Genomic DNA, 16570 nt, shown 5'->3' with positions numbered 1-16570 from the left:
TATCTATCATACAGGACCGCTTGCCATGTTTGGTCCGGTGTTCTATCGATTATGCGCAAAAAAAGCAGAGAAAATGGATGTGCTTGCTTACGAGAAGAACGTTCTACAATTGATGTGCTACAAATAAATTCGTCTAAGTATATATAGAAAATAGCAGGAACCTTTTAGAAGTAAAACATATATTCCACCAAAAAACCAGTGCTCGCTCGCTAGATTTTAAGAATAGCAATGGATGCCTATGGGACCGTATTACATTTTGCTTGTTCAGATGGATACGCTGCGATATACTGTTTTTATTATGTTTAAAAAAAGAGATCCGGGGTATGTTCTATGAAACAAGCTCAAAAACTTAGTATTCCCCTGAGCACGGGAGGTGGGCGGCGTACAGGCATCGCGTCGCAACGCCTTTTTGTGTGTGTGTTAGTAGGATTAGGCCTGACAGCCCTGCTAACCCTGATCATTGTATTTGCTCTTCTTTTTCCTTTGCATCTTCTGGCTCAATTGACTTTTGTACTATTATTAGCCCTGCCTGAATTATTCATTTTTACTGGCGCCGCTGTGTTGTCTGCCAGACCCCTGGCTGTGACACGTTATTTGCGCAAGGTACGCGAGGCCCAAAAACCTTTCAATGATTTCTATACACCCCTGACTGGTTTAACGAATATTCGTACGACGACGGCATTTTCGCAGGCTGTGGATGGTGAACAAGAGGTGGTTGGTCAGCGCGATATTTCTCTCTTGCAACTGGTTGAGGATCAAACAACGCATCTTTTAGTCCTGGGTGTGCCGGGGGCTGGCAAGACGACGGCGCTACGGGTCTATCAATATCTTGCCTCACTGAAAGCGGCGAAGTTGGCACTGGCGGGCGGCAAAATTCCTGTCTATGTGCCAATGAAGAATTATAGTCTGTTCCTGAAGCAGCAACAGCAGAAGGAGAGCAGCGTATTCGCCGGAGAAGAAGGAGAAGAGATGCGTGCGGTCTCGACTGCATCCACCTCCTCATTGTTGAGTTATTTGTGCCAGAGCGATCTGCCTGGTATGCGTTTTCTGCGTTCCGACCTGCCTGTCTTGTTTGGGCAAGGACGTTTACTCCTGCTCTGTGATGGCTTAAATGAAATTGATAGTAATTATCTGGCGCAGGTAAGTGCGGAACTGGTCGAACTGATGCGTACCAGCCAGAATCGGCTGGTGATGACGTGCCGTGAGGTTGACTATCGTGAGCAGGCTGATTTCGCGCAGTTGGTGAACGATGGTCAGGCGATACGCGTGACGGTCTATCCGCTGCAACTTGAGCAGGTCCATGAATTTGTCACTCGCTATGTAGAGAAGCAAACGCAGCAATGGGTGCATACGGCCGAGCAGATTATGCAGGTCATTGATCGCAGTCGCTTGCGCTACCACTGTACCAATCCGATGATGCTCTTTACGTTGATGGAGATTATCGATACGCTGGGTCTCGATGAAGGGGCACAGATTGATACTCGTGGACGTTTGTTGCGTGAGTCGGTGCGTCACTTGCTGCGCAAAAGGATTGCTGCCTGGGAGGGTACCCCACCTGGTGAGCAGGATGTCGTGCGCTTCTTGAGTGAGGTTGCCAGCGCCGCTCGCTGGGCCCAGGATCGCAATGCGATTCAGCTTGCGGTTTTTCCCTCGGCAGGAGGTGCTGGCGGTCGTGGCGGCATCAACTATGATGAGGTGCGTGATGAGCTCAAATACTGGCTGGATGAGCATCCCGCACAGGGGCCATTTGTAGATGGGCAGGAGCCTCTGGCCGATCCCTATGATGATATTGCCTTGCTGTTGCACTTCGCGAAAGAGGCTGATCTGATCGATATCAGTCCTGACGGAGTGCTGAGTTTCCGCCATGAGTTGATCGCTGAATATCTGGTGGCTGAATATTTTGCCTCCTGTGCCCAGCATTCACTGGCAACCCTGACGATCCGTGAGGAGTTGTTAGAGGATGTCGGGCGCTGGAGTGAACCGGTGGCTATCTGGGCTGGTTTGTTGGATGATCCCCTGGAGTTGGCTGAATGTTTTGGCTTGCTGGGTATCAGTCAGCAGGCGTATGTCTTGCAGGCATTGACACTGGGTTTGATCTGTATCGGTGTGCTGTGGACGCCACCCCAGGCTGATATTCAATATCATGTGGTGTTGCCACCCAGTATTGAGGAGGCGTTGTCCATCGCGGTGCGCAATAAGGCGGCGCGCGAAGAACTGGCCCAGTTATTTACCCATAGCGCTGAAGAGGGTGGTCAGGAGGTCTATCGCTCACTGCTCCCGATGATTACGACCGATGGCGTGGATGATTTGTTGACCCTGTTGGATCGTGAAGTAGTGCCTACTATCCTGTTTACGCAGTTAGAGGATGCGGTAGATAATGTAATTTATGAGCAGCAGGTGAAACGCATTGTGCGGGTGCTGGGACGCTTTGGAGCCACCGTTGTGCCACGTGCTACTGAATTGAGTCTGCCGGCCCCAGAACGGTCGCTCCGTTTGCGTGCCGCTGCGGTTAATACGCTTGGTGGCACCAATGATAGTCAGGCCGTTGAGACCTTGCTGGAGCGTTTACGCGATAGTGATCTTTTCATTGTGCAGCGCGCCACCAATGGATTGATCCGCCTGGGACCGCAATTAGTGCTACAGCGTATTATGGAAGAGTTTGAGGATCGTAGTGAGGGACCATTTCAGGCACGTGTGCATCAGGCCCTCCTGACGGTTGTAGAGCGTTTCCTGGATGAGAAAGAGAGCGAGAAATATCAGATTACGCTGATCCAGTATCAGCATCTGCTTGAGCATGTGGTGCCGATCCTGACATCCCAGTATCAGGATGAACCGGAGACGCAACAGATTGCGCGTGAGTTTCTGGTGGCGCAGGGACAAAATACCTCCTTGCAGGCTAGCCGTGAGCGTCGAAGTGAGAAGGCTATCGATGCCTTGCTGGGCTATCTCTCTTCCCAGAATGAGAACGCTGTACAGAATATAATTCTGGTCTTACAGGAGATTGGCGAGCCAGCCGTCCCGCGCCTGATTGAGCGCCTGAATAATCCTTCGGAGATTGTCCGTATTCGTGTGATCCAGATTCTGCGTGAGCAGCGAGATTTCCGGGCGCTTGATCCTTTGCTGGGCATGCTGGGAGATACACAGCTAGCCGTGCGACAGCAGGTCATGCAGGCTTTACAAAGCTATGTGCCTGAGAGCATTCCAGGCTTGATTAATATCCTCCTCACAGGTTCTGATGATCTCGTTGCGGAACGTGCTGTAACGATTCTGGAAGCAATTGGCGAGCCTGTGGTGACACCTGTCATTGACTCATTGACGACCAATATTTCGAGCCGCACACGTTTCCTGGTACAGGTCCTGGAGCATCTCCATGATCAACGCGCCCTCCCGGCTTTGATCAATCTGTTAGAGCGGGCGCAAGACGAGGATATGTTGACGCTGGCAATCATTCGTGCACTGGGCCAATTTTCCGATAACCGCGTGGTTGCGCCTTTACTGAGTGTGCTGACGACAACAAATGTGATGGTCTCTGAGGCGGCTATCTTTGGCTTGAGCCAACTTGGGCTGGTGGCCTTTGCTGGTCTGGTGCAGGCATTGGATGTGCCAACCGATACCACATGCTCGCAACGCGTGCGCCGCGCTGTGGTTATGATGTCGCCGTTTCCGGGTGCGCAGTTGATTGGAGTCCTGGAGCAGCCACGCAGTCAGGCCCAGGCTCAACAGGTATTGATGGTCTTGCGCGATAAGGGCAGTGAGGCGGCGACGATCCTGGTGAAAAATCTGCTGCATCGCGATGAGACGGTACGTGAATATATCTATCAGGCATTGGAGCAGATGCCAGGCACAACCGTCGTCCCGGCGCTGCTGGATGCCCTCTATCAGTCCACCCTGCGCAATGCTGTCTCAGCTCTGCTCTTGAAGTATCCCGAGGCGGCTATCCCTCCACTGGTGGGTTTGCTGGCTGAGCATGAGCGGAGCGTGATTGCTGTGGATCTCTTGCCACGCTTCGGTCTGGCTGTGCTCCGACCGCTGGTCGTAGGCTTGAATGACCAGCGTGCTACGGCACGTGAGCAGGCACAACGCGTCTTGATTGCCCTGGTGCGGCAGCGGCAGGGAGATGGGCAACAGCAGATGCTGCGAGAAGTGGTACGTCTCTTTCATCCAACCCTGCCGCCCTATGCGCGTGAGGCACTGCTGGATCTCTTGACGGAGACGTTGAGTGATGTGAGTATGCTGGCCTTGTTGGATGGATTAGAGGATGCTCGCCTGATTGAAGATGTGGCTGAGGCATTTGTCCGGCTGGCGCGTAAACCGGATATGCAGGATCTGGTACTTGATCGTCTGGTGGATGCGCTGTTTATGGAAGAGCAGCGGCGTGGCGCGGAGATTGCTTTGATTCGTAACGGCGGTCTGGCGGTCTCGCGGGTTGGGGATCTGATCGTCAATGCTAATCCAGCGGTCGCCAGAGCGGCGCAGTTTATTCTGGGCGAGATTGGCGTTCCGGCGCTCTCCTTTATCTGGACGGCGCAAAGTGATCGCAGCAACCTGTCGCGTCGTGAGGCGGCGATGGCGGTCTTTCGCAGCATGCCGCCAGAGGTGATCAAAGATGAACTGGTCAATTTGCTGGTCGGTGATGATCGCGATGATATAGCAATGGCGGTCTCTCTGTTGCTGGCGCGTATCCACGAGGAGGCCAGGCTTGAGTATCAGGAGCATGTCATGGTTCCTGAACTGATCGAATTTATCCAGACCAGTACGGTCCAGGAAACCAATCTGCGTATCATGGCCTTGCTCCTCTTGATGGGCGAACCTGCGGTTAATGATCATTTATTGCAGGCGATTAGCGAAAGCCCGCAGGAGAGTCGGCAACTGCTCTATCTCTTCTTCTTGCTGAGTCCCAAAACACAACGTCAGTTGCTTGAGATGTTTGAAGATCCCGCATCATCGCTGGTATTCCGAACTGAAGTAGCCCCTATCCTGAGTATGACGCTGGCACCTGAATCAGTGACGGAATATGCCTATATGTTGAGCCGCTTTGGTATCGCGAATAAGCGTCCGGGAGCGGCCTATCCTGAGCAACTGGCGGTCGCGCTTCGTGTGGTCGGTGGTTTGCTGGCGAGTGGTCAGTGGGATGTTCGTCAATTGCAGGCGTTACGCGATGATGAGGGGGGCGCACTGCATGAGGTTGCGAATGTGCTGCTGGGCTGGCGCTATGAACCACAGATCACCCGCTTACAGCAGGAGTCTGAGGCGCAACGCGAGACCTTTAAGCAAGAATTGCTGGCTACGACTGTCAAGATGGCGGATCAGCAACGTCAGATTTCTAGCCTGGAGAGCGAGCTAGAAAACTATCGTGAAGAGCAGGGTATCAGCGAAGATGAGCTGAAAAAGTTGACCCGCGAAAGGGATATTCTGCGGGCTAATGCGGATCAAATCAGTAAGGAGCGGAATCGCCTGCGCCTGGAACTTGATCAGGCCGACAAGGAGAAACGAAACATGTTGCAGCAGATTCAATCCCTGCAAAGGCAGTCACAACAGTCCGCCAGAGGATCAGGATCAGGATCGGGAACGCATTCCCAGATGCGTTAACCTTTCCCAATCAAGCTGTAGGAGGAGGGCGAGCAGATGGGGCTTGAGCGCTATCTTTTCAAAAAGAAGTTGCCGAGTGGGCATATGAGCGAGGTCTGGCTGGCGGTGGATCGCGAGAGGAATAAAGAGGTGGTGGTCAAACTGATGAAGGTCCATGAAGGTGAGCATGAAGATGTTATCTGGCGCAATCAGAAGACTGAGGAGCGTTTTGAGCGTGAGATAACCATCTTGCGTACATTAAGGCACGTTCAGATCTTACCATTACTGGATTCTGGTTACTCAGCATATAACGGCCATGTCATACCTTATCTGGTCTCTCCCTATATTCCTGAGGGCTCGCTGGCATCATTGATGTCCTTGCGTCCTCCCTGGCGTTACTGGTCTTTACGCCAGGTAGGGGATGCAATCATGCAGGCGGCTGCCTGCTTGCAGTATTTGCACAATAGCGATCCTCAAATTATCCATGAGGATATTAAGCCGGGGAATTTTCTCTATCGTTCTGTCAACACTCCTGAGCGGGCTGTCTATCTCTATCTCTTTGATTTTGGCATCTCGCGTTTTAAACATCAAACCTTTGCCATGACGAGTGAAGTGGTTGGCACCTTCGCATTTATGGCTCCCGAACAGATCGCACAACAGGTCGATGCCGCCACGGATCAGTATGCCCTGGCTATCATGGCCTGTTTATTGTTGACCGGCGAATTTCCTATTTATGTGCCGGATCAGCAGCATCTGGAGGCGCATCGTTATGAGCAGCCCAGACCACCCAGTCTCCTGGCTCCGCAACGTTTCCAATCCGAGCGTATCGATCAGATTATCTTACAGGCTCTGGAAAAGCGTCCCGAAAAGCGTTTCCCTTCGGTATTGGAATTCGCCCGGGCATTCCAACAGGCCATTGATGCGTATGGTGAGGAGCAGACCGAGCCTGTCAGATTAGCAATCACACCGACGCCCCGTTTCTTGTTACCGCGCGATTCCACGGATATCGATGAGCGACATATCCTGGATGAGCCATTGCCGATCAGGCCCGCCAGAGCTATTTCCCTGGATGCTCAGCACCAGGGCGAGGCATTAGTCCTGCATCCGCTGTTACTGCAAGGACCTGAGCGTATCTCATTGCCGATGCGTCTCAAAACCGTCTGCTGGTCGCCCGCTGGCTCGGCCCTGCTCTGCATCCTCTATGGATCGCTATCTGTCTATCTACCTGTCAGTGGTCAACTGCAACCAGTTACTACCGTGAATGCGGGGCGCGTGAGCACTGCTTGCTGGTCACCAGATAACCGTATTGTAGCGGTCGCAGGTGATCATAAGATTTACTTCTGGGACATCGAACGCGGCCTGACCCTGCCACTAACCCTGCAGCTCTCTATCAGTACACTCCAGGGGATGGACTGGTCCGTTCGGGATCAGCTGGCGATCTGGGTTGAGGATACGGTTCGCATCTATCAGTTATCTGAGGCCCGCTTACAACAAAGTCGCCCCGCCACGCCGCAAACCATCTCTACCGGCACGTTGCGTTGTGATAATCTTGGCACATTGCGCTGGTCACCCGATGGATTGTCCCTGGCAGCGGGTTCCAGTCATGGAGAAGTGATCTGCTGGTCGGTCGGGGGCAAACAATCTCCCTGGCAGGTTGCCTCGACCGGCCAAAAAGTACAATCCCTGATCTGGTCGCCAGATGGATCGCTCCTGATCGTGGCGACCAAAGATAAACGTGTCTCTGGCTGGCACACCCATACCCATGCATCTATCTTCAACTGGGCCAGACTGCCAGCCTTGCCGCGCATGCTCTCCATCTCGCCACGGGAGCGCATCACTATCGCCTCTAACGACAAGCAACTCGTGCTTGGCTTTCCGCAGGACTCCACCCCTACAGCCACGCTCCCCGGCCAACTTATCGCAGCCTGGTCGCCTACTGAAAATCGCCTTGCTACCCTGGATGAGCGTAATGCCAATACCCTCATTATCTGGACCGAAGAATCTGATAAGACAGTATAGACAATGCATCCTCTGCTCATGTTTCTCCGTATACCAGAATGTAGCGACAAAACGAATGTGTGGTGTTTATTGCCGTAGATTGGAGGGATGTTATGAGTTCATCCACAGAGCACAAGAGCGATGCTAAAACATTAAGCGAAAAAATTAAAGATATCCACATCGCTATGATGACCACGGCGGAGCCCGATGGTACCTTGCGTAGTCGTCCGATGGCGTCCTTGGATCTCAAGACGCTCGAAACCGATGGTGACCTCTGGTTCCTTACCTCAGTCAGCGCCCATAAAGTAGAAGAGGTGCGGCAGTCTCAACGTATTAACCTGAGCTATAGCAAGCCCGGCGACAATCTTTTTGTTTCAGTATCTGGTACCGCAGAACTTGTGCATGATCAGAAGCACGTCAAGAAACTCTGGAAATCAGCATATGAAGCCTGGTTCCCAGATGGACCTGATGATCCTGCTCTGGCCCTGCTCCGTGTCCATGTGGATGAGGCCGAATATTGGAACGCGCCCAGCAGCAAAATGAGAGGCATCTTTAAAGTCTTCTCCTCTCACAAGCAGCAGCCACCGACCGGTGCAGATGTCAAACTTGATATGCATTAGAGATGTCTGCCCTCGGATTGCTCAGCTTGTTCCACCGCACGCAGGCTTCAATGAGCCTGCGGTGGAATGGGAGTATTCGCAATCTGTATCATCTGTTCCCCCAGATGCCGGAGTGTGTCGCGCAATTCCAGTGGTTGATGGATCAAAAATGGCATATTGAGCGCCATCAAATAGCGAGCAGTGCTTTCTATATCATAATAGGTTCCCTGAAAGAGCACTCCGGTTGCGCTAGGTGTCAGGATGCCATAGGATGCGGGGATCTTCTGTTGTACAGTTGCTAGATCCGTTTGAAACTCGACTTCCAGGTTGATAGGGCCGATATTGCGATTATCCCTGATAAACGCCTCATGATCGAAATCCGTAGCTTTCTCAAAGGTTTCCGCAAGAATTGTGATGTGCCGAATACGATCCAGTCGAAAAACACGGTATCCCTGACGCAGGCAGCAATATCCCACCATATACCAGCGCCCCTTCCAACCTGTCACACCATATGGTTCAATCTTGCGCTGTGTATCTTCTTTGTGATGAGATGTATAATTGATGAGAATTCGTTGGCTTGCATGAATGGCTCCGCTCAGATCGATCAGCAGGGAGGCGCTGGGCCGCGCCTGTTGGCTGGGGGGATAGAAGGAGAGATGGGAAGAAACTGCTTGCAGGCGTTCTCGTGCCTGCAGTGGTAGCACCCGTGAGACTTTTGCCAGTGCCCCTTCAATCGCGGCTGATGGTTGTTCAATTTCCAACCATGAACTCATCAGTAAACCCAATATAATGGCTGTAGCTTCCTCTTCTGTAAAGATCAATGGCGGCAGTTTAAAGCCCGGGCGTAGCCGATAGCCACCATGCCGACCAATGGTCGCCTCAACCGGAATACCGACATCTTGCAGGTGCATGATATAGCGGCGTACGGTGCGCACATCCATCTCCAAACGCGCGGCTAGCTCGGGACCGCTGATGGAGGGTTTGGCCTGTAGCAATTCAAGTACCGTGAGAACACGACTGGTTGGATGATACATGTACGTTTTCTCTTTTCACAATCTTCGCATAAACAAGGATCGATTCTGTCCTCTTTTTAGGATATACTTTCAGTATAAAATACGTCAAGCGAAATAAGAGAGGAAATACCTGATGTCTCATTCTGCCACTGCTGAAATCCACAGCTTGCCGCGTCTGCGCGGCTTTGCGCTCATCTCTGTGATGATCGCCCTGATGCTGACACTCTTCTTAGAAGCGCTCGACCAGACGATTGTTGGTACTGCCATGCCGCGCATCATTGCAGAATTGCACGGTCTGGATCGCTATAGTTGGGTTGTGACAGCCTATATTCTGGCTAGCATGACAATGATACCGATTGTGGGTAAACTCTCGGATCAATTTGGTCGTAAATGGTTTTTGCTCATTGGCACTACGCTATTCCTGCTGGGTTCCATGCTGGCGGGCGCATCCCAGAGCATGAATCAACTGATTCTCTTCCGCGCCGTACAGGGACTGGGATCGGGTATTGGTATGGCTTTAATCGGCACCATTATGGCCGATCTTTTCCCGCCGGAGCAGAGGGCGAAATGGAGCGGCCTCTTTGGCCTGGTCTATGGCGTTTCTAATCTGTTTGGTCCCACGATTGGTGGTTGGTTTGCTGAGCATGGGCCACTGTTAGGAAATCTCATCACTGATGCCACACGCTGGCGCTGGGTCTTTTATATCAACCTGCCCATTGGCTTGATTGCAGTCGCGTCTCTGTTAATCTTCCTGCCTGCTAACCTCTCGGTGCGCACCAGCGGCTGGAACGGCTGGCAGTCATTGCGTAGTATTGATTTTCTGGGCGCTCTGCTTTGTGCCGCGGCAACTATCTGCCTGATGTTGGGATTAACCTGGGGCGGGGAGCAAGCTTCAGCCTGGGTTTCTCCGCAGGTACTTAGCATTCTCGCTGCGAGCATTCTCTTGTTCGTCTTGTTCATTAGCACCGAACGGAAAGCCCATGAGCCAATTTTACCATTGGACCTCTTTCGCGATCCCATCTTTAGCACCAGTGCGTTGCTCTCATTGTTACAAAATATGGTATTACTTGGTCTGGCGCTCTATTTGCCACTCTTCTTCCAGGGCGTGCTGGCTGTCTCGCCCACTAATGCAGGTCTGGTCATGACCCCTTTCTCAGTGAGCATGGTAATAGGGGCTATCCTGAGCACCCAGATGATTGGTAAGCTCAATCGCTATCGTATCGTTGGCATTATCGCGGCATTGCTTATGAGTATCGGCGTATTCCTGATCACATTTATGAATCCAGCGACTGGAGTCGCACTTGCCATCGCGATTCTCATCCTGACTGGCATTGGTATTGGTCCCTTCTTCTCTTTGCCTATGCTGGTAGTTCAAAATGCCCTGCCTGCTGAACGTCTGGGTATTGGCACTGCCGGCTTGCGCTATCTGGGACAACTGGGTGCGTCGCTGGGTATCGCGATTGTGGGAACCGTCGTGAGCAGTTCCACCTCTGGTGATCTGATGAGCCATTTGCCAACCACCGTGGTCTCCAAAGCAGCGTTATCCTCCGCGCTTCAGCATGGCTTTATCGTTGTATTAGTTTTTTCCATCATCGCCCTGATCGCCACCTTCTTCTTGAAAGATACAACTCTCAAGCAGGAACAGCGGACAGTTGCTTCGGAGAACGTGGTTCCAACCCCCGAAGAAGCCCTCATTTAGAGTGCTTCAAGATCAAAGAGGAACCGAACCGTACCCCAAATGCTTTCACCGTGGTGAGACCCAACCCGTGACGAGTCTCACTGCGGCCCTCCGGTGCTAAGAGATGATTTGTTTAAGGAAAGGATGAATGTATGATGATTTCGGAGCTAGTGCGGCAACGGCTTGTCAATCAGCATATTGCGCGGACTTCATTGGCAAAACCTGAGGATGTGGTGCAGTGGCTGGGTGCTGTGCAGGCGCAGGATTATGCGGCCGCCAAGTGGGCACTCGGCCTGCGTTTGCCGGATGCTACGGATGATGTTATCGAGCAGGCCTTTACCGCTGGTACTCTTCTTCGAACTCATCTGATGCGCCCTACCTGGCATTTTGTTTTGCCTGCAGATATTCGCTGGTTGCTTGCATTGACAGCCCCGCGTGTCAATGCTGCCAATGCCTATTGGTATCGGAAACTTGAATTGGATGAAGTTATCTTCAAGCAGAGTAATGCTGTGCTGATAAAAGCTTTGCAGGGTGGTCGGCAGTTGACACGTCCAGAACTCGTCTCTGTACTCCAACAGGCTGGCATTGCTACTGATGCGGTACAGCGCTTCACTGCTATCATGATGCGGGCCGAGTTGGCTGGCATTGTGTGTAGTGGCGCAAGACGTGGCAAACAATTTACCTATGCCTTGCTGGATGAGCGGGTACCCGCGACTAAACCCCTGAGACATGCTGAAGCGCTGGCCGAACTCGTTCTACGCTATTTTACCGGCCATGGACCGGCGACCGTGCAGGATTTTGTCTGGTGGTCTGGCCTGACTGTAGCCGATGCCAGAGCGGGCCTCTCCATGGTTTCATCTCAGCTTATCCATGAGACCGTTGATGGTCAGACCTATTGGCTTGCCACGCCTACTGCCTCTATCGTATCCCCGGAAGCTAATTCGATGGCAGCTTACCTGCTACCGAATTATGATGAATATATTGTTGGCTATACAGACCGTAGTGCTATCTTTGATGCGGCCGATACTGAAAAATTGGATTCGCGTGGCAATGTCCTTTTTAACAATACCCTCATCATTGATGGTCGCGTGGTTGGCATCTGGAGGCGTACGCTAAAAAAAGATCGCATTGATATTGTCCTGAGCCTCTTTGCTTCCTTGAATGATGCTGAAATGCATGCCTATACCACAGCGGCGCAGCGCTATGCTGCGTTTTTTGGCCTACCTGTCAATACAAAATTTCAAATGCATCATGGACAACAATCGCGCGTCCCGTTTTTTCGACCGAATGGATAATTGTATCGGCGTCAAAAGGCGAAAGGGTGCGCAGATCGATAACTTCAGCCTCGATCCCCTCATCTGCCAGGAATTCGGCGGCTTTGAGTGCGCTATCGACCAGCGCGCTCCAGGCTATGATCGTGATATCGCTGCCTGCACGTACCAGGGCCGCATTTCCCAGGGGAAGTATATAACTGCCATCAGGCACCTCCTGGCGCCTGGCGCGATAGCTACGTAGCGGCTCAAGGAAAAGTACCGGATCAGGATCGGCAATGGCGGCCAGCAATAAGCCTTTGGCATCATAGGGTGTAGCTGGTGCGACGACTTTCAGGCCAGGAGTATGCACAAAGTGGGCCTCCAGGGCATCGCTATGGAGTTCAAAGCTGTGGACACCGCCTCCAAAGGGTGCGCGTACCACCAGTGGACAGGTGAAGCGTCCCTGTGAACGCATACGAATACGTGCGGCCTGTAGCAATAGTTGTGCGAATGCCTGCACTGAGAAGCCCAGAAACTGGATCTCTGCAATTGGATGCCATCCATAGACGGCTAAACCGAAACAATTCTGGAGGCTCTTCAAGCTGTGTGCCTGCTTGTAAGGTGCCATCGGGAGCCAATACACGGATCGGCTCCGGTGGGCGTACATCCTGCATCGTACCTGTCATGGCTTCTTCCCCATATGCTAGGAATTGCATACATCTGCATCGATGAAAATACTACGCCATAGTACATGAATGGAATAAGCGTGCTTAGAGAATCTCTGCGAATGCATTGGTCACGCTGTCGGGCGCGGCGAAGTTCGCCACATCAGCCGCCGCAGCCTGTCCTTCAGGCGAGCTAGCAGCCGCCTGAAGGGCTTCTTTATTCTCAAAGTAGAGGGTTGCCATCAAATAGTAGGGAGCCTCTTTACTGGTAAAGCGACTGACCTCAAACTTTTGCAGGCCCGGCATTTTATGTACCAGAGGAATGTGGGTATGCATGTAGTGCTGCTCAAATTTCTCACGATCCGCCGGCTCTTTATAGAATACTACCATAGTAACTGCCATTAACATTTTCTCCTTCGTTTTATCTTCTCTTTCTGTTCCACTGTTCACGTGTTCAAAGTGCTTAACTTTGTCACACACTTGCCAGTTTTTTTACCAGATGGTAAAAATATAGCCAACAATCCTGCAAAAGTCAATCCTGTTTCGGGCAGAACCTTTGCTATGGTAAAATGGAACCATCTGCACAAAATAAGGAATAAAAAGGTATGAAACAAGATCAACCCAAAGCGCCGCTTTCCACGGATGACCAATCATCTTCCAGGCGAGGCAAGAAGCGGGCTGGTGCCGGTGAGGAATTAAAGCGTACCCGTTTGACGCAGAAGGTAATCGTAGAAACGGCGGCTGGACTCTTTGCCGAGCGTGGCTTTGGAGCGACCAGCCTGAATGATATTGCTGATGCGCTTGGCGTGACGAAAGTCGCGCTCTATTATCATATCAAGAATAAGGAAGAGATTTTACGCTTGATCTATCTGACCGTGCTCAACATGGCTGAGGAGCCGTTGCGAAGAATTGTGGAATCCGAGCTTGATCCGCGTGAAAAGCTGCGTCAGGCGGTCATGCACCATATCTCGATAACTGTCAATGCATCGCCCGCAGTCACCGTCTTTTATCGTGAGCAGGCGCACCTGACAGGTCCCTTTGCCAGAGAAATCGTGTTGCGCGAAAAGGCATACCAGCGTTATTTTGAGCAGATTATTCAGGAGGGCATCGCACGTCAGACCTTCAAGGCTGGCTTTGACTCACAGGTGATCACCTTTGGCGTCCTGGGCATGTGCTATTGGCTCTCGCATTGGTACAAACCCACGGGACGCTATTCTCAGCAACAAATTGCCGATATGTTTATCGATATGGTTGAGGGCGGCTTACTTACCCCCGCAGCTCTTGCTCCCTTTGCACAGACATAAAAATAGCTAGCTATCTCACCAGTACTATTTTTACCAGACGGTAAAAATAGTACTGGTGAGATAGAGAGTGTGCGCAGGGGAGAGGGAATGGATGCGTGTGGATGTTTCAGCCTTTCATTTGAGTCCTGAAGGCTGGTATGCGGCGTTTCTGTTATAGCGATGCTGTGACGATTGGTTATTTTATTGCCTGCTTGTTTGTTTCTATTGGAGGAGCGGCCATGCGTGTAATTGCTATCGAAGAGCATTATAGAAATGCTGCGATTAAGAATGCTACAGATAAACAGAATGCTCATCTGCATAATCCTGATTTGCTGGCTAATCTCTGGGCGAATTTGGACGATCTGGAGCTGTTGCGTTTGAACGCGATGGATGAGGCTGGCATCGACATGCAAGTCTTGTCGCATACAACTCCGGCGACAGAGATATTAGCGGCTGAGGAGGCTGTTCCACTGGCTAAGGATGCCAATGATCAGTTGGCAGCCGCGATTGCTGCCCATCCTGATCGTTTTGCTGGTTTTGCTACGCTGCCGACTCCTAATCCTGTGGCGGCGGCGGCGGAATTAGAGCGAACGGTGCGCACGCTGGGTTTTAAGGGGGCCATGATCAATGGACATACCAACGGACGCTTTCTGGATGATCCTTTCTTCTTGCCCATTCTTGAGAGTGCCGCGGCACTGGATGTGCCACTCTACCTGCATCCCACACTCCCCATCGATGCTGTTAAGAAAGCATACTATAGTGGTTTTGATGAGGCCGTGAACTATTCACTCTCAGCCGCCGGTTGGGGTTGGCACGCTGAAACCGCTCTCCATGCCCTGCGCCTGATTCTCTCCGGTATCTTCGACCGTTTGCCACACCTACAGATCATTATCGGGCATATGGGAGAGATGATTCCTTTTTATCTCGGACGTATTGATGGAGTGCTCTCGCCGGTTGCCAGGAACTTGCAGCAGCGCATCGGTGACTACTTCCTGCAAAACTTCTATGTTACCACCAGTGGCATCTTTACCTATCCACCGTTGTTATTGGCCCTGCAAATGCTCGGCGTTGATCGCATCATCTTCTCTATCGACTATCCTTATAGCACCAACATACAGGGAAGAAGCTTTCTTGACCATATACCTCTCAATCCTGTTGGCAAAGAAAAGATTAGCCATGGCAATGTTGAAAGATTGCTCAAGCTTTAATCTGCACTACCGACACGTAAGGGTTTCAGGTCATTCCCTGAATGAAATATGCAGCCAGGCAGGTGCAAGTGACCCGCCTGGCTGCATATCTGTGTTATGCGTCTTTTTGAGAGTGTGTCGGACTCCCATGCTTTCCACGATTTATGCGCATGAGTTTTCGCGCCTACGGTGCTCAAACAGATTTTTAGTATGTGGTGTAGAAAAAGTTCGAAGAACTTTTTCTACACCACATACTAAAAAGGGCGCAGGCGTGCAACGCCTACCTGATGACCGGGCCAGGCGAGGTGATGAAAAGCGTTTGAGAGCGTATACTGGCGAGAGTACAGGTCGAGTGACGGTGTACTCTCGCGCTTTGTTGCTTATGTTGCTTGGCCAGATTAGCCTTTGATGCCGGTTCCGGCGATACCTGAGACGATCTGGCGTTGGAAGAAGATGAAGACGACTAAGGCTGGTATACCGCCCAGGATGGCGGTTGCCATGATCTGTGCATAGCGAATACCAAAGGATGTTTGCACGGTCGCCAGTCCGACTGGCAAGGTCATCATGTCATTGCCGGTGATGACAATGAAGGGCCAGATGAAATTGTTCCAGGAGGTGACGAAGGTGAAGATGGCGACCGTGGCGATGGCTGGTTTTGCCAGTGGCATCCAGATTTGCCAGTAGACGCGCCAGCGACTCGATCCATCCAGGATGGCGGCCTCTTCCAGTTCAGCTGGAATGCCATCGAAGTATTGCTTAAAGATGAACATTGCCACCGGTGAGACGAGCTGGGGGAGAATAATACCCCAGTAGGTATCGACCATATGGAATGATTGCATCTGGGTAAACAGGGGCACGATCAGGGTCTGACCGGGCACCATCAGGCCAGCCAGAATGATCCAGAATAAGATGTTCCGGCCCCGGAAGGGGATGCGCGAGAAGGCAAAGCCCGCCAGACTCGCCAGGAGCACCGTGAGGATACTGATAACCGCTGAGGTGAAGAAACTGTTCCAGAGCCAGAGCGGCAAACTACTGGTCGCCAGGGTACTGGTAAAGGCTGTCAGCGTGAAGTGCGATGCCAGCCAGGAGAGCGGAACAGCGGTAGTTTCTGACTCCGGCTTGAGGGCGGTATCCAGCGCCCAGAGTAAGGGAAGCAGCCAGATAAAGGCCAGGACAACCAGGAATACAAAGGAACCCCAATAGGAACTTATCCGAAAACGTGGAAGGAGATGATAGAATCAAGAACAAGGAAAGGAACACGAATCCCCCAAGCAAAGGAGAAACCAAGATGGCCCGAACCAAACCGTGGGAAGTCAGTGACCAATT

11 protein-coding genes and 1 pseudogene are annotated in these 16570 nt (G+C 51.8%); 8 read left to right on the top strand and 4 right to left on the bottom strand.

What is annotated here, in order from left to right:
- Nucleotides 1-330 precede the first annotated feature (330 nt).
- The 3 genes from F1593_RS13450 (at nucleotide 331) to F1593_RS13440 (ending at nucleotide 8186) form a co-directional block, all read left to right on the top strand.
- Entirely contained in the window at nucleotides 331-5589 is a 5259-nt protein-coding gene (locus F1593_RS13450; RefSeq protein ID WP_149402087.1) for a HEAT repeat domain-containing protein, read from the top strand.
- A gap of 36 nt (nucleotides 5590-5625) precedes the next feature.
- Nucleotides 5626-7587: a WD40 repeat domain-containing serine/threonine protein kinase gene (locus F1593_RS13445; RefSeq protein WP_149402086.1), complete on the top strand. Its 1962-nt coding sequence runs from the start codon at nucleotides 5626-5628 to the stop codon at nucleotides 7585-7587.
- 92 nt (nucleotides 7588-7679) lie between these two features.
- Entirely contained in the window at nucleotides 7680-8186 is a 507-nt protein-coding gene (locus F1593_RS13440) for a pyridoxamine 5'-phosphate oxidase family protein (RefSeq protein ID WP_149402085.1), read from the top strand.
- Nucleotides 8187-8233: 47 nt separating this feature from the next.
- Here the strand turns inward: F1593_RS13440 and F1593_RS13435 are convergent, their stop codons facing one another.
- Complete coding sequence (locus F1593_RS13435) at nucleotides 8234-9199, bottom strand: helix-turn-helix transcriptional regulator (RefSeq protein ID WP_149402084.1); 966 nt, start codon at nucleotides 9197-9199, stop codon at nucleotides 8234-8236.
- Nucleotides 9200-9311: 112 nt separating this feature from the next.
- Here F1593_RS13435 and F1593_RS13430 point away from each other — a divergent pair, with 112 nt between their 5' ends.
- Nucleotides 9312-10877, top strand: a complete 1566-nt coding sequence (locus tag F1593_RS13430; RefSeq protein WP_149402083.1) for an MDR family MFS transporter — start codon at nucleotides 9312-9314, stop codon at nucleotides 10875-10877.
- A gap of 131 nt (nucleotides 10878-11008) precedes the next feature.
- Nucleotides 11009-12151, top strand: a complete 1143-nt coding sequence (locus F1593_RS13425; RefSeq protein ID WP_149402082.1) for a winged helix DNA-binding domain-containing protein — start codon at nucleotides 11009-11011, stop codon at nucleotides 12149-12151.
- Here the strand turns inward: F1593_RS13425 and F1593_RS13420 are convergent.
- Both F1593_RS13420 and F1593_RS13415 read right to left on the bottom strand, forming a co-directional pair.
- Nucleotides 12102-12686: pseudogene (locus tag F1593_RS13420) on the bottom strand (alpha-ketoacid dehydrogenase subunit beta); the annotation flags it as partial. The gene F1593_RS13425 and the pseudogene F1593_RS13420 sit on opposite strands and share 50 nt — an antisense overlap.
- Nucleotides 12687-12879: 193 nt before the next feature.
- Nucleotides 12880-13176, bottom strand: coding sequence for an EthD family reductase (locus F1593_RS13415; protein ID WP_149402080.1), 297 nt, complete (start codon nucleotides 13174-13176; stop codon nucleotides 12880-12882).
- A gap of 203 nt (nucleotides 13177-13379) precedes the next feature.
- On the opposite strand from F1593_RS13415, the gene F1593_RS13410 reads away from it, so the two are divergent.
- A complete protein-coding gene (locus tag F1593_RS13410) occupies nucleotides 13380-14078 on the top strand; it encodes a TetR/AcrR family transcriptional regulator (RefSeq protein ID WP_149402079.1) in 699 nt (232 codons plus the stop codon).
- 137 nt (nucleotides 14079-14215) lie between these two features.
- The gene (locus tag F1593_RS13405; protein ID WP_216368865.1) at nucleotides 14216-15265 is read left to right on the top strand and encodes an amidohydrolase family protein; all 1050 of its coding nucleotides are present in this window, start codon (nucleotides 14216-14218) and stop codon (nucleotides 15263-15265) included.
- 377 nt (nucleotides 15266-15642) lie between these two features.
- On the opposite strand, the gene F1593_RS13400 is transcribed toward F1593_RS13405, so the two are convergent.
- A complete protein-coding gene (locus F1593_RS13400) occupies nucleotides 15643-16215 on the bottom strand; it encodes a carbohydrate ABC transporter permease (RefSeq protein WP_235932574.1) in 573 nt (190 codons plus the stop codon).
- 1 nt (nucleotide 16216) lies between these two features.
- On the opposite strand from F1593_RS13400, the gene F1593_RS29295 reads away from it, so the two are divergent.
- Nucleotides 16217-16447: a hypothetical protein gene (locus tag F1593_RS29295; RefSeq protein WP_235932573.1), complete on the top strand. Its 231-nt coding sequence runs from the start codon at nucleotides 16217-16219 to the stop codon at nucleotides 16445-16447.
- The last annotated feature ends 123 nt before the right edge of the window (nucleotides 16448-16570 follow it).

Source organism: Dictyobacter arantiisoli, from assembly GCF_008326305.1.
GTDB lineage: Bacteria > Chloroflexota > Ktedonobacteria > Ktedonobacterales > Ktedonobacteraceae > Dictyobacter > Dictyobacter arantiisoli.
Note: the sequence above shows the minus strand (reverse complement) of the source record. Positions and strands in the feature narration are given on the sequence as shown.

Excerpts from the sequence above, each read along its gene's own strand:
- F1593_RS13405 (WP_216368865.1), top strand. The coding sequence starts at position 14,216 with ATGCGGCGTTTCTGTTATAGCGATGCTGTGACGATTGGTTATTTTATT.
- F1593_RS13430 (WP_149402083.1), top strand. The coding sequence starts at position 9,312 with ATGTCTCATTCTGCCACTGCTGAAATCCACAGCTTGCCGCGTCTGCGC.
- F1593_RS13440 (WP_149402085.1), top strand. The coding sequence starts at position 7,680 with ATGAGTTCATCCACAGAGCACAAGAGCGATGCTAAAACATTAAGCGAA.
- F1593_RS13415 (WP_149402080.1), bottom strand. The coding sequence starts at position 13,176 with ATGGCAGTTACTATGGTAGTATTCTATAAAGAGCCGGCGGATCGTGAG.
- F1593_RS13445 (WP_149402086.1), top strand. The coding sequence starts at position 5,626 with ATGGGGCTTGAGCGCTATCTTTTCAAAAAGAAGTTGCCGAGTGGGCAT.
- F1593_RS13450 (WP_149402087.1), top strand. The coding sequence starts at position 331 with ATGAAACAAGCTCAAAAACTTAGTATTCCCCTGAGCACGGGAGGTGGG.
- F1593_RS13410 (WP_149402079.1), top strand. The coding sequence starts at position 13,380 with ATGAAACAAGATCAACCCAAAGCGCCGCTTTCCACGGATGACCAATCA.
- F1593_RS13435 (WP_149402084.1), bottom strand. The coding sequence starts at position 9,199 with ATGTATCATCCAACCAGTCGTGTTCTCACGGTACTTGAATTGCTACAG.
- F1593_RS13425 (WP_149402082.1), top strand. The coding sequence starts at position 11,009 with ATGATGATTTCGGAGCTAGTGCGGCAACGGCTTGTCAATCAGCATATT.